This is a genomic window from Mesorhizobium sp. WSM4312 (assembly GCF_002294875.1).
Lineage (GTDB): Bacteria > Pseudomonadota > Alphaproteobacteria > Rhizobiales > Rhizobiaceae > Mesorhizobium.
Window position 1 is genome coordinate 547,997 of record NZ_NSFU01000001.1, and the last position, 12,821, is coordinate 560,817.

General features: G+C 65.5%; 11 protein-coding genes. 7 read left to right on the forward strand and 4 right to left on the reverse strand.

What is annotated here, in order from left to right; translation table 11 throughout:
• The first annotated feature begins 112 nt into the window (after positions 1-112).
• From CK228_RS02600 to CK228_RS02620, 5 genes are read left to right on the forward strand one after another with little or no spacing between them, the layout of a single operon-like run.
• On the forward strand, positions 113-913 hold the full coding sequence (locus tag CK228_RS02600; RefSeq protein ID WP_095786770.1) for an ABC transporter ATP-binding protein: 801 nt from the start codon (positions 113-115) through the stop codon (positions 911-913).
• On the forward strand, positions 910-1,659 hold the full coding sequence (locus CK228_RS02605; protein WP_095771249.1) for an ABC transporter ATP-binding protein: 750 nt from the start codon (positions 910-912) through the stop codon (positions 1,657-1,659). The genes CK228_RS02600 and CK228_RS02605 overlap by 4 nt, the downstream gene beginning before the upstream one ends.
• The gene (locus CK228_RS02610; protein ID WP_095786771.1) at positions 1,656-2,564 is read left to right on the forward strand and encodes a branched-chain amino acid ABC transporter permease; all 909 of its coding nucleotides are present in this window, start codon (positions 1,656-1,658) and stop codon (positions 2,562-2,564) included. The genes CK228_RS02605 and CK228_RS02610 overlap by 4 nt, the downstream gene beginning before the upstream one ends.
• The gene (locus CK228_RS02615; protein WP_179295782.1) at positions 2,561-3,544 is read left to right on the forward strand and encodes a branched-chain amino acid ABC transporter permease; all 984 of its coding nucleotides are present in this window, start codon (positions 2,561-2,563) and stop codon (positions 3,542-3,544) included. Before CK228_RS02610 ends, CK228_RS02615 begins: the two co-directional genes overlap by 4 nt.
• Positions 3,541-4,845, forward strand: coding sequence for an FAD-dependent oxidoreductase (locus tag CK228_RS02620; protein ID WP_095786772.1), 1,305 nt, complete (start codon positions 3,541-3,543; stop codon positions 4,843-4,845). Before CK228_RS02615 ends, CK228_RS02620 begins: the two co-directional genes overlap by 4 nt.
• 21 nt (positions 4,846-4,866) lie before the next feature.
• On the opposite strand, the gene CK228_RS02625 is transcribed toward CK228_RS02620, so the two are convergent.
• Genes CK228_RS02625 through CK228_RS02640 form a run of 4 tightly spaced genes read right to left on the reverse strand, consistent with a single transcriptional unit; the run spans position 4,867 to position 9,209 of the window.
• Complete coding sequence (locus CK228_RS02625; protein ID WP_095786773.1) at positions 4,867-5,523, reverse strand: GntR family transcriptional regulator; 657 nt, start codon at positions 5,521-5,523, stop codon at positions 4,867-4,869.
• A gap of 12 nt (positions 5,524-5,535) precedes the next feature.
• Positions 5,536-6,852 carry an aspartate aminotransferase family protein gene (locus CK228_RS02630; protein ID WP_179295783.1) on the reverse strand — a complete coding sequence of 439 codons (1,317 nt, stop codon included), beginning with the start codon at positions 6,850-6,852 and terminating at the stop codon, positions 5,536-5,538.
• On the reverse strand, positions 6,853-7,911 hold the full coding sequence (locus CK228_RS02635) for a phosphotransferase (protein ID WP_095786774.1): 1,059 nt from the start codon (positions 7,909-7,911) through the stop codon (positions 6,853-6,855).
• A complete protein-coding gene (locus CK228_RS02640) occupies positions 7,908-9,209 on the reverse strand; it encodes an ArgE/DapE family deacylase (RefSeq protein ID WP_179295784.1) in 1,302 nt (433 codons plus the stop codon). The genes CK228_RS02635 and CK228_RS02640 overlap by 4 nt, the downstream gene beginning before the upstream one ends.
• A 177-nt stretch (positions 9,210-9,386) precedes the next feature.
• Here CK228_RS02640 and CK228_RS02645 point away from each other — a divergent pair, with 177 nt between their 5' ends.
• Positions 9,387-10,034 carry a GNAT family N-acetyltransferase gene (locus CK228_RS02645; RefSeq protein ID WP_095786775.1) on the forward strand — a complete coding sequence of 216 codons (648 nt, stop codon included), beginning with the start codon at positions 9,387-9,389 and terminating at the stop codon, positions 10,032-10,034.
• The gene (locus tag CK228_RS02650) at positions 10,031-12,745 is read left to right on the forward strand and encodes a LuxR C-terminal-related transcriptional regulator (protein ID WP_095786908.1); all 2,715 of its coding nucleotides are present in this window, start codon (positions 10,031-10,033) and stop codon (positions 12,743-12,745) included. Before CK228_RS02645 ends, CK228_RS02650 begins: the two co-directional genes overlap by 4 nt.
• Positions 12,746-12,821: the final 76 nt, after the last annotated feature.

Here is a 12,821-nt window from a genome sequence, read left to right on the forward strand (position 1 = left end):
CCCGTTTTTCGGCTTGCGGATGAAATTAAAGCCGAATAGCGTGATCAAAGCAAGTGTGATCACAAATCAAAAATCAGGAGACGGCGATGATCGTCTTCGGCCAGAGGGTTTGATGAGCGAGGCAAGCGAACGGCAGGGGAAGGACACCCGTGCGCCGGTTCTGACGGCAAGGCATGTCGTCAGGCGGTTCGGCGGCCTCGTCGCCGTCAACGACGTCTCGTTTGAGGTCAAGGCAGGCGAAATCCTTGGCCTGATCGGGCCGAACGGCGCCGGCAAGACGACCATGTTCGACCTGCTGGCCGGCAGTATCCTGCCTTCCAGCGGCGACATCCTTATCAACGGCGCGAGCGTCTCGGGCGAAGCCGCGCATCTGCGCATCGGCCGTGGGCTTGGCCGCACCTTCCAGATCCCCCGCCCGCTGCCCAATCTGACGCTGATCGAAAACATCATGCTGGCGGCACAAGGTCAGGCCGGCGAGAAATTACTCGCAAACTTCGTCACGCCATGGCGGGTGGCGGCACAGGAAAAGGTGGCCAGGGCAAAGGCGCTCGACCTGTTGGAGCTGGTGACCCTCACCCATCTGGCGCATGAGCCGGCGCGCGTGCTGTCCGGCGGCCAGCGCAAGCTGCTCGAACTTGCTCGTGTCATGATGGCCGACCCGGCGATCATCCTGCTCGACGAGCCGGCAGCCGGCGTCAACGCGACGCTGCTGGAAGTCATCATCGACCGCATCCGCGACATCAATGCGCGCGGCATCACCTTCCTTTTGATCGAACACAACATCGACATGGTGACGCGGCTCTGCCACCGCGTGCTGGTCATGGCGAGCGGCCAGTTGCTGAGCGAAGGCACCGCGGAACAGGTCGCCCGCGACCCGCGTGTCATCGAAGCCTATCTCGGAGGCACGGCATGAGCGAGACCGTCCTCGATGTCCACGATCTCGAAGCCGGCTATGAGCCTGGCTTGCCGATCGTGCGCGGCGCCTCGATCACTGTCGGAAAGGGCGAGATCGTCGTCGTCCTCGGCCCCAACGGCGCCGGCAAATCCAGCTTCATCAAGGCGATCGCCGGCCTCGTCCCGATCACCGCCGGCACGGTGTTTTTGGACGGCAAGGACATCACGGCCGCGCCCGCCCATACCATGGTGCGGCTTGGCCTGGCCTTCGTGCCGCAGACCGAGAATATCTTTCCGCTGATGTCGGTCGAGGACAATCTGAAAGTCGCCTGCGGCATCCTCGAGCGACGTGAAATCCCTGCGCGTATCGACGAGATGTATGCCGCCTTCCCGGATCTCGTGCGCCAGCGCCGCACCGCCGCGGGCAATCTGTCGGGCGGACAGCGTCAAATGCTTGCGGTCGCCCGCGCCCTGATCGTGCATCCCAAGGTGCTGGTTCTCGACGAGCCGTCGGCCGGCCTGTCGCCGAAATTCGTGTCGATGGTGTTCGAGATGCTGGCCGGCATCCGCAAATCCGGCGTCACCATCCTGCTGGTCGAACAAAATGCCAAGGCAGCACTGGCCATCGGCGACCGCGCCTATGTGCTGGTCGAGGGCAAGGACCGGCACGAGGGCGTCGCTTCCGAGCTGTGGAACGACCCGGTCGTCGCCGAACTCTATCTCGGCCAGCGCCCTGCTCGTGCCGGCAAGGGAGGCGCGGCATGAGCCTGCAATTTGTCGTCGACGGATTGCTGACCGGCTCGATGATCGGGCTCGGCGCCATCGGCGTGACGCTGACCTATTCGATCCTGCGCTTCTCCAATTTTGCCCATGGCGACTTCATGGCCTGGGGCACCTATGCGACGCTCGCCGTCGTCAGCGCCATTGGCGCCACCTTTGGCAAGATGGCACCCATCGCGCCGCTGTCCTTCGGCTGGCCGCTCCTGGTTGCCCTGGTCGTCGGCATGGCCTTTACCGCCTTGCTGGCGCTGCTGCTCGACAAGGTGCTGTTTTCGCGGCTGCACTCGCAGGGCCAGGCCATCATCGTGGTGATGGCGAGCTTCGGCGCCTCGATGGCGCTGAGGAGCCTGCTCGAATTCACCTTCACCTCGCGGCCGACCTATTTCAGCCGGGCGATCCAGATCGCCATGCCGGTCGGCTTCGGCATACGCATAACCCCCGACCAGATCGCGCTTCTGCTGCTGACCGCCGTGCTGGTGCTCGGTGTGCATCTTTTGATGACGCGCACGCAGACCGGCCGCGCCATGCAGGCACTGAGCCAGAACGCGGCGCTGGCCCGCATCCTCGGCATCGACGTCGCCAGCGTCGTGCGCGTCACCTGGGTCATCGGCGGAGCGCTTGCCTGCGTCGCCGGCGTGATGATCGGCATTCTGGTGCAGATCCGTCCGTTCATGGGCTTCGACATGCTGCTGCCGATGTTCGCCGCCGCAATCCTCGGCGGCATCGGCAGCATTCCGGGCGCGGTGCTCGGCGGGCTGATCATCGGGCTCGCCGAGGCCGCCGCAGTGCAGCTGATCGGTGCCGAATGGCGCGCCGCCGTGTCCTTCATCATCCTGATGGCTGTCTTGTTCGTGCGGCCGATCGGCCTTTTCGGAGTTCGGGAAAGATGATCGATATCATCGGTTACGGCGCCTTCTTCCTGACCACCGCGCTGATCTTTTCGCTGGTCACGCTGGGGCTCAATCTGCAGTGGGGGTTGACCGGCCTGTTCAATGTCGGCCTCGCCGGTTTCGTCGCCATCGGCGCCTACACCTCGGCCTTGCTGACCACACCGGATGATGCCGCGCGGTTGGGCGGCTTCGGCCTGCCGATCCTTGTCGGCTGGGTTGGCGCCATGGTCGTCGGCGGCATTGCCGCTGCCCTGACCGGCATGGCGACACTGCGGCTCAGGTCCGACTATCTGGCGATCACCACTTTCGGCGTCGCCGTCGTCGTGCAACTGGTCGCGCTCAATGCGCAGAAGCTGACGGGCGGGCCGTTCGGCATCGGCTTCATCCCGCGCCCGTTCGGCAGCCTCGCCGAGACGCCGCTGCTGTTCAACCTGTCCAACCTCGCCGTCGTCTGCGCGGTCACGCTCATCGCCTATCTCGCCCTGGAGCATCTGTCGCGCAGCCCCTGGGGACGCGTGCTGAAGGCGTTGCGTGAGGATGAGCGGGCGGCGATCTCGCTGGGCAAGAGCGCGCGCTTCTACCGCGTCCAGGCCTTTGCCGTCGGCGGCGCGATCATGGCCCTGGCCGGCGCGCTGCAGGCGCATTTCACCGGCTTCATCGCGCCGGACAATTATTTGCCGATCCTGACCTTCCAGGTCTGGGTGATGCTGATCGTCGGCGGTTCCGGCAGCAATCTCGGCGCTGTCATTGGCAGCATTCTGGTCTGGGGGATATGGGCGGGGTCGGGTACATTGACCAGTGCGCTGTTTGCGCCCGAGCAGCAGGCGCGTGCGGCCTCACTGCAGATCGTCGCCATCGGCGTCATGCTCTGCGTCATCCTGCTGATCCGGCCGAACGGGCTGTTCGGCGACAGGCCGCGTCGCCCGCGCTTCGGGAAGCGAGCAAAAGCGGCGGCGATCAAGAGCAGTTTCGGCTCATGACCGCTGCGATCGGGCAGGAAGCGCACGGCGCCTCACTCTGGCACGCCGTCAGCCGCAATCGCCGGGAACGGCCGGCGCTGAGAGGCGGGCTGGATGTCGATCTGGCCATCGTCGGCGGTGGATTTTCCGGCCTGTCGACGGCGCTGCACGCCGCCGAAAAAGGCATCTCGGTCGCCGTCCTCGAAGCCGAAATCATCGCCTGCGGCGCGACCGGCCGGAATGCCGGTTTTGTCGTGCCGAACTTCGCCAAGATGGACCCGGACAGCATCCTTGCGCATCTCGGCCCCGAGCGCGGTGAACGCCTGATCGACCTTGCCGCCGGCAGTTCGGACCTGGTCTTCAGCCTGATCAAACGGCACGGTATTGACTGCGACGCGGTGCAGAACGGATGGATCCAGCCGGCACATTCGCCTGCAGCGTTCGAGAGGGTCAAATCCCGCGCCGGGCAATGGGCACGGCGCGACCGGCCTGCGGTCACGTTGGATCGTCAGGACGTCGAGGCGCTGACGGGCGCGCGCGGTTATGTCGGCGGCTGGATGGACCGTTCGGGTGGTGTGCTCAATCCCGTCGCCTACGCGAACGGACTGGCCGATGCGGCGCAGAAGGCTGGCGCCAAGATCTTCGAGCGCACGTCGGTCAGTTCGGTCGATCGCGCGGCCGATGGCTGGTCGCTGAAAACGCCATCGGGCTCGGTGCGTGCCGGCAAGGTGCTGATCGCCACCAACGCCTATGGCGGACCGCTCAATCCGCTGCTGCAACGTAGCTATTTTCCGTTGAAGATTTTCCAGATCGCGACCGAGCCTTTGCCGCGCGAGGTGCGGACGCGTCTGCTTCCTGGCGGGCAAGGCGCCGGCGACACCAGGCGCAATCTCTTCACCTTCCGCTTCGACGCCGAAAACCGGCTGATCAGCGGCGGCATGCATATTCTGAGCGCCGGCGCCGACACACGTGTGCCGCAGACAATCTGGCGGCGGCTGGCCAGGCATCTCGACCTGCCGGACCTGCCGCCGCTTGCCTGTGGCTGGTCGGGAATGGCCGCGGTCGAACCGGATTTCCTGCCGCACCTCCTGGATCTCGGGCCAGGGCTGATCGCCGGCCGCGCCTGCAACGGTCGCGGTATCGCCATGACGACGGCGATGGGCAAGGCGCTGGCCGACTGGGCCGCCGGGACCGAAGCGCGCGACTTGCCGCTGCCATTCGCGCCGCCGGCGCCGATCCCCTTCCACGCGCTGCTGCGGCACGCGCCCAACGCGCTGCTCGGCTGGAGCATGCTGCGCGACCGGCTGGACGAGACAGCGTAGGCAGCTCCAGCCGCCGTCCGATCAGGCCGTCGTGCGAAGATTTTCAGAGAGAACCGCGGCCGCCAGGGCGATGTCCTGTTCAAGGGAGACCCGGACAGCAGGGCCATCGCGCTGCTCCAACGCAGCAACAATCCTGCGATGCGCGTCGTTCGACTGCGGAATATATCGCTCGGCCTGCATCAGAAGCTTGAGATAAGGCCCGACCCGGCCCCAGAGGTCGCGGATCATGTTCAACAGGATCGGCGCGCCGGCATGCTGGTAGATGGCGAAGTGAAACGCCTCGTTCAGCGCGAGATAGGCGCTGGCGTCGCCGGCCTCGATGGCGCGCTGCATGCCGGCGAGCGTCGCCTGTATCTCGACCAGCCCGCTATCGCTCATCCGCGTGGCGGCCATCTCACCCGCCAACCCCTCGACGGCGATGCGGATATGGGTCAATTCCTCGAAGGCCGGGGCCGACAGCAAGGGCACGATAACAGAGCGGTTGTTCTGCATTTCGAGCAGCCGCTCGGCGACCAGTCTTTGCAGCGCCTCGCGGATCGGCGTCGTCGAGATGCCGAAGGTCTCGGCAAGCTTGCGGATGACCAGCGTCTGGCCCGGGCTGAAACCGCCTGAAATCAATTCCTGCTTGAGCGCGCCATAGGCGCGGTCGTTGAGGGTTTGATGTTCGAGCTTCAGCATGCGCGGTCCAGATCACCAATTCGACAAAGCGCGGTCGAGCGTCTCGGCCAACTGCTCGGCATTGTCCCTGGCAAAGGGCAGAGGCGGCCTGATCTTCAGCACATTGCCGCGCGGACCGCAGGACGAGATCAGCACGCCATCCTCGCGCATGGCTTCGACGACAGAAGATGTCTTGCTGGCGGCCAGCGCCGCGTCGCCATCCGCCGTCAGTTCGACGCCGAAATAGAGACCGTTGTGCCTGACGTCACCGACCATGCCGTGACGGCCCTGCAGAGCGCGCAGCAGGTCAGCCGTATAGGCGCCGACATTGCGCGCGTTCTCGATCAGCCCCTCGCCTTCGATCACGTCCAGAACCGCGATGCCGACGGCGGCCGCGACCGGATTGCCGCCGAAGGTGTTGAAATAACCGGTATTGGAGCCGAAGGATGAGACAAGCCGCGGCCGCACCAGCACCGCGCCCATCGGATGGCCGTCGCCGATCGGCTTGCCCATGGTGACGATGTCGGGCTCGAGGCCATAATTGGCAAAACCCCACATGCCCTGGCCAAGGCGGCCGAAACCGGACTGGACCTCATCGGCGATGACGATGCCGCCGGCCTTCCTGACGTGATCCGCCGCCTCGCGCATGACCGCCGCGTCGGGGAAGAAAATGCCGTCGCTGGAAAAGGCCGAGTCGAGCAGCAGCGCCGCCGGACGGATATTCTGCGCACGCATGTCATCGATGGCGGCTGCGACATTCTTGGCGAAGTCCTTCGCGGCGCGGCCGTGGTCGCGGAACGTGTCCGGCGCCGCCACGGTCCGGTGGTGCAGGGGCACGCCCTTCGCGCCGACCGCCGCCGGCGACAGCTGCGCGGTGGCGATCGTGGCGCCGTGATAGGCGAAATCGGTGATGATGACGCCGGTGCCACCGCTCGAATGCTGCGCGATGCGGATGGCGAGGTCGTTGGCCTCGCTGCCGGTGCAGGTGAACATGGCATGGCCCAGATGGGCCGGAACCGTGCCGAGCAGTTTTTCCGCGTAATCGAGGATGATCTCGCTCAAGTAGCGGGTATGGGTGTTGAGCGTGGCGGCCTGTCCCGACAGTGCCTCGACGACGCGGGGATGGCAGTGCCCGACCGAGGCGACATTGTTGTAGGCGTCGAGGAATTTGCGGCCTCTCGCATCGTAGAGCCAGACGCCGCTGCCGCGCACCAGATGGATCGGGTTGCGGTAGAAGGCGCGATAGGTCGGCCCAAGCAGCCTGGCGCGGCGTTCGAGCAGAGCGCGATCGCCTGCCGAAGCGTCGGCGTCGTCAAGGACGTTCGTGGGTGAGGACTGGGACACGGGCATCTACTCCGGATTGGAATGGTCGAGAAAATAACGGCGGGCCTCATCCGATGACAGCCCATCGAGCCGTTCGAGCGAGGTCCAGACCTCGGCGATGAGGCGCAGCACATAGGCGCGCTTGGCCGGAAACCGTTCCGCCTGCCAACTGGCGATGTTGGCAATGAGCGCAAGGCGGGCACGGACCAGATCGAAAAGGATGCCGATTTCTTCAGCCTCGAGCGGCTGCACGGATTGATAGCCGGCGACGAAGCGCGCGGCCGGCGCCAGCGGATGACCTTCAGCTGGCCAGCGGTAGACGGCGCCGATGGCGAGATCGCAGATCAGCGGGGAATGGATCATGTCGCCGAAATCGAGGATGCCGCTCACCACCTCCGGCCGCGAGGCGTCCATCACCACATTGTAGGAGTTCATGTCGTTGTGGACGATCTGGGCGCGCAGGCTCGGAATGACCGGCGCCGCACGCGCCTCGAAGGCATCGATGACGCGCTCGACCATGGCGCGGTGGCCGGCGTCGGCGATAAACGCCAGCATCGGCCGCGTCTTGGCGACCTTGCGGATGTCCCAGAGCAGGTCGCTGCCGGCGGCCGGATGGAAGAAGCCGCGCAGAGCCCGGCCAAGCCGGGCGAGGAAAATGCCGAGATTGCGATCCTGCGCCGCCGACGTAGGCGAGCGCGACAGCAACTGGCCGGGCAGATAGGTGACCAGCCGGATGATGCGCGGCGCCGATCCGCCGACGCTGACCGTGAACTGCGCTTCGCCCTCGAGGCTCTTGCGCACCAAAGGGACCGGCAAGGTCGGGTCGACCCCCAGGATGTGGTCGAGAGCCTTGTTCTGGAAATCGGTGAAGCCGGCCTCCTCCGCCGGATGGGAAATCTTGAGGACGAACTCGCCCTCGCCGTCGGTATGGATGTGGAAATTGTGGTCGCGTTCGCCGGGCAACGGACGCGCACTGCCGGCGAGGCCGTAGTGCCGGCGCAAGATGGCAAGCGCGTCGGCAATCGAAACGTCAGGCGCATCCTCGGCCAGCGTTTCGCCAAAGCCGTCTGGCACGGCCGCATTCATGAGCTTACCTCCGGATCGATCGGCTCGAGACCGCACCAGTCGGCGATGAACAGCGCAATGGTCTGGGTGACCTTGCGCACCGAATCCAGATCAACGGCCTCGTCATAGCCATGCGGCATGCGGCAGATCGGGCCGTAGACGATCGCCGGCGTGTCGGCATAGAGGCCGAAGAAGCGCGCATCCGTCGTCGCCGAGGTGACATGCTCCGTCAGCGGCTCGCCCCAGACGGCGGTATGGCTGCGGCGCAGCACGGCTTCCATCTCGTCGGCACCTTCCAGCACATAGCCCTCGGCCATGAAGCCATTGTAGCTCATCTTGGGCGGGCGATTGGCCAGGAAGGGATCGGCACGGGCCGCATCGGCGATGCAGGTTTCGAGCTCGGCCCTGGCGTCTTCGAGCTTCTGGCCGGGATAGGTGGCGACCCGCATCTCGAAGACACAGCGCGCCGGCACGCTCGATGTCCATTCGCCGCCTTCGATCTTCCCGAGGTTGAAGCGGATCGGATGCGGGTGATCGCAGAAATGCTTGTCATCGACCTTGCGCGCATTCCAGACGATTTCGAGCTGCTTCAGCGCCTGGATGATGAGAAAGGCCTTCTCGATGGCATTGGCGCCGGCCGAGAAAGCGCCGGAAGCGTGCTGCGGATCGCCATCGACCTCGACCCTGAACCAGATCGGCCCGACCTGCGCCCGCATCAAGCGCGGTTCCAAGGGCTCGGGAATGAAGGCGGCGTCAGCGCGGTAGCCGCGTTGCAGGCAGGCGAGGGCGCCATTGCCGGTGCACTCCTCCTCGACCACCGACTGGAGGTAAACATTGGCGGCCGGCTGGCAGCCGAGGCTGCGCAAGGCGGCGAGCGCGTAGAGACAGGCCGACAGGCCGGCCTTCATGTCGCCGGCGCCGCGGCCATGCATCCAGCCATCCTCGATCGCCGGATCGTAGGGGTCGCGCACCCAGCGGTCGAGCGGCCCCGTCGGCACCACATCGATATGGCCGTTGAGGATCAGCGAACGGCCGGTGGCGTTTCTCGGCGTGTGGGTGGCGACGACATTGAAGGCATCGTCATAGGAGACCGCTACCGGCGAAAACCCCGGAAGGTCGCGGATCGCGTCGACATCGACACGCCACATGTCGACGGCATAGCCATCTGCCTCATAGGCGGCCGCCATGAAGGATTGCGCGGCGCGCTCCTCGCCGCGCTGGGAAGGAAAGCGCACGAGTTCCGCCAGGAACGCGACTTGCCGCGCGAAGCCGTCGTCGACCGCGCGCAAAATGGCTTCGTCGGCAATTCGCTCAGGCATGATATTCCGCTTTCCCGTGAATGGTGTATCATATCTCATATGCCATTTCCTGGAAAGGCAAGGAGACAGGTCGGGCCAAAACTATGGCCCAACCCGGGAATCTCTTGGCAGGCGGGCGCAGAGTTGGCATCAGCTTCTTGCATGCCAGTAAAGCTGCATGGCGAAGATCGAGGACAGATGCAGGTCACCGAAGGCGCATTGCCGGATGAAATCACCGATCTCACGTCAGGCTACCGGCGCGTGCCGGCCGGCAAGATCGTCAATGCGGTGACATGGATGGAAGCGCGGGCGCCGGTACCAGGTCTCGCCCAGCCCCTGGCCATGACCCGGATCTCCAAGCCCGACAGCGCCGCCTACCGCGCGATCTTCCTCGTGATCGGCGCTCCCTGGCTGTGGGATCGCGCCGCCGAAATGTCGGATGCCGAAGTATCAGCGCATTTCGCCGATCCGCGCCAGCATCTCTACTATGGCCATGATGACAGCGGCGGCCATGTCGGCATGGTCGAATTCCGCATGGCCGACGGCAACGAGATCGAGATCACCTATTTCGGCCTGTTCCCCGGCTTGACCGGCCGCGGCCTTGGCAAACGGCTGATGGCCGGCGCGCTCGACCAGGCATGGCGCCTCGGCCCCGGCCGCATCTGGCTGCACACCAGCAGCATCGACCATCACAGCGTCATCGGTTTCTACCGGGCTTGCGGGTTTGAGCCCTATGCGGCCGGCTTCGAAATCACCGACGATCCCCGGATCAAGGGAACCTTGCCGCGCGATGCCGCCCCGCAAATCCCGTTGATCGAAACGGAATGGGTGCCCGGCGCCAGATGAGACCGTCTTCGCAACCCGCCGGCCTGTCATCGTCTCACCATCGCCGGTGGGTGCGGCGCGAGAGCATCCTGTCGAGGCTGGAGCGGCATGTCGACACGCGCATCGTGCTGTTCGCCGCGCCCGCCGGCTTCGGCAAGTCGACGACGATGGCGCAATGGGCGGCTGAGGTCGCGCGCCACGGCCGGTTGACGGCATGGTTGTCCTGCGAGGCGACGGACAATGACGAAGGCGCCTTCCTGTCGCATCTGGTGGGGGCGCTGCGCCACCTGGTCCAGAATCCTGCCGAGCTCGACCTCGCCTTCCAGTCGAGCCCGATTCCGCAACTCGATGTGGTGCTCGCGGCGCTGGTGGCGGGTTTTGCGGCGCGCGACGCCGAAATCACCCTGTTCTTCGACGACTACCATGTCGTCGAAGCGCCAGCGGTCAAACGGTTCATGGAACGCCTGACGCGGCAGGCGCCCACCAACGTCGCCTTCATCATCGGTTCGCGCAACCTGCCCGACCTGCAGCTCGGCAAGCTCAGGGTGCTTGGCGACGTTTTCGAAATCGGCCCGGACGACCTGCGTTTTGCTTCGTCCGAAGCCGAAGCCTTCTTCAACGACAAATTGGGTCTCAGCGTCAGCAGCGGCACGGTCGAGACCCTGTGCTCGCGGACCGAGGGTTGGGCCGCCGGCCTGCAACTTGCCTCGCTGTCGCTCAGCGCCGCGCATGCACCGGAAACCGTCATCGGCAATTTCACCGGCGCCAACCGCAACGTCGCCGATTTCCTGATGGGCGAAGTCTTCCTGGGGCTACCGCCGGCCCTGGCGAAGTTCCTGCTCCACAGTTCGATCTTCGAGCGCTTCAGCGCCGAAGCGTGCCGGGCGGTCCTGCGGGCGGCGGATGCCGAGGCCGATATCACCGAGATCGAGACCCGCAATCTTTTCCTGGTGCCGCTCGATGAGGAGCGGCGCTGGTTCCGCTATCATCATCTGTTCCATGACTTCCTCAGCCGCGAAATGGAGAGGCGCGAACCGGAGATGATCGCACCGCTGCACCTGGCCGCCGCCGAATGGTTCGGCGAACGCAAGATGCTGACCGAGGCGATCGGGCATGCGCTCGCCGCCGGCGACCACGCGCGCGCGGCGGTGTTCGTCGAGAACAACGCGCTCGAGCTCATCGCCCAGTGCCAGTTGCTTTACGTGCGCCAATTGCTGGCGCTGCTGCCGAGGAAACTGGTCGACCAGCGCATCCGCCTGCAGCTCGTGGTGCTGTGGCTGGCGGTGCACAGCAGCCAGCCCGAGATCGCCCAGCAGACGCTCGCCAGTGCGCGCAAGCTGGTTGAGACCGGGCCGGCCGACAGCAAGGATCCGGGTACGCTGACCGGCACCACGATCGAGGCCGAAATCGCCGTCCTCGATGCCGCCGTCCACAGCACGCTGGAGCGGTTCGAAGCCGCGCGCGACACCGCATTGGCCGCCCTGCGCATCATCGCGCCCGATGCCTGGTTCATGGAAGGGGCGACGGCCAATGTCATCGGCTACAATCTCTACGCATTGGGCGACCTCGAGGGGGCGCGGGCGGCGGTGGACGCGGCGCGCAAGGCGCATGAGCGAAGCGGCAGCCTGCTCGGCGTCACCATCGCAAATTGCTACATGGCGGTCATCGAACGCTCGGCTGGCTGTCTGCCCGCCGCCGAAAAATTGCTGCGCAACACGATCATCGAGGCCAGGACGCGCATTGGCGCGAATTCCTATGCCGAGGCGCTGGCCGGAACGCTGCTGGCCGAACTCGCCTACGAGACCAACGCATCCGGCGAGGCACTGACGCTGGTCGAGAATCTCGGGCCGCTGATCGAGGGTGCGGCGGTCATCGTCTATCCCCTGGCCAGCGTGCCGACCTATGCCCGCGTCCTGCAGTTGACCGGTCGCGGCGACGCGGCACTCGACATGCTGGAACGCGTCTACCAGCGCGTGCGTGGCTCCGTCTACCGCCGCCTCGCTTCGGTGCTGGTGCATGATCGCATCCGGCTGCTGATTGACCAGAATCGCATCGCCGAGGCACGCACCCTGCTCGACGAGCATCGCCGCGAAAGCGCGGAAGCCGCCCCCACCGTCGCCAACGAATTCGAGTTCTTCGCCGAAGGCCGGCTACTGACGGCGGAAAAATCCTCCGCGGCGGCCGCGGCGCTTTTCGACGCGCTGCTGGAGCGGACGAAAAGCAGCGGCCGCATGCGCCGCCACATACTGGCGCTGATCCTGCGCGCCAAGAGCGCCGGCCATGACCAGCGCGAGGCCGACCGTTATCTCCTCGAAGCGCTGCGCCTTGCCCGGCCTTCCGGCTTCATCCGCTCCTTCGTCGACGAAGGCAGGCCTGTGGTCGAAGCATTGATGCGGCTGCGGGCGGCGCAAGCAAAGACCGACCCGTCCGTGTCGGCCTATGCGACGCGCATCATTGACGCCGCGCAGGCCATGCCCGTGGCGACACGAAAGTTGGCCGCCCCTGCAGCCGAGAAGGAACAGCTCACCCAGCGCGAATCCGAGCTGCTGCGTTGCCTGTCGGAAGGCATGTCCAACCGCGATATCGCGGTTGCGCTGTCGGTCAGCGAAACGACGGTGAAATGGCATTTGAAGAACATTTTCGGCAAGCTCTCGGTCTCGAACCGTGTCCAGGCCGTGCGTGCCGCACAGGCGGCGGCAAACCTCCGCCCCCCTCCGAAAGGAGGGGCATAGATACCAGGCACAACCCCTCTTTCGGGTCGGGTCGTGGCATCGTTAGCCTGCTAGCGTCGTCCGGACTTTAAAGGAC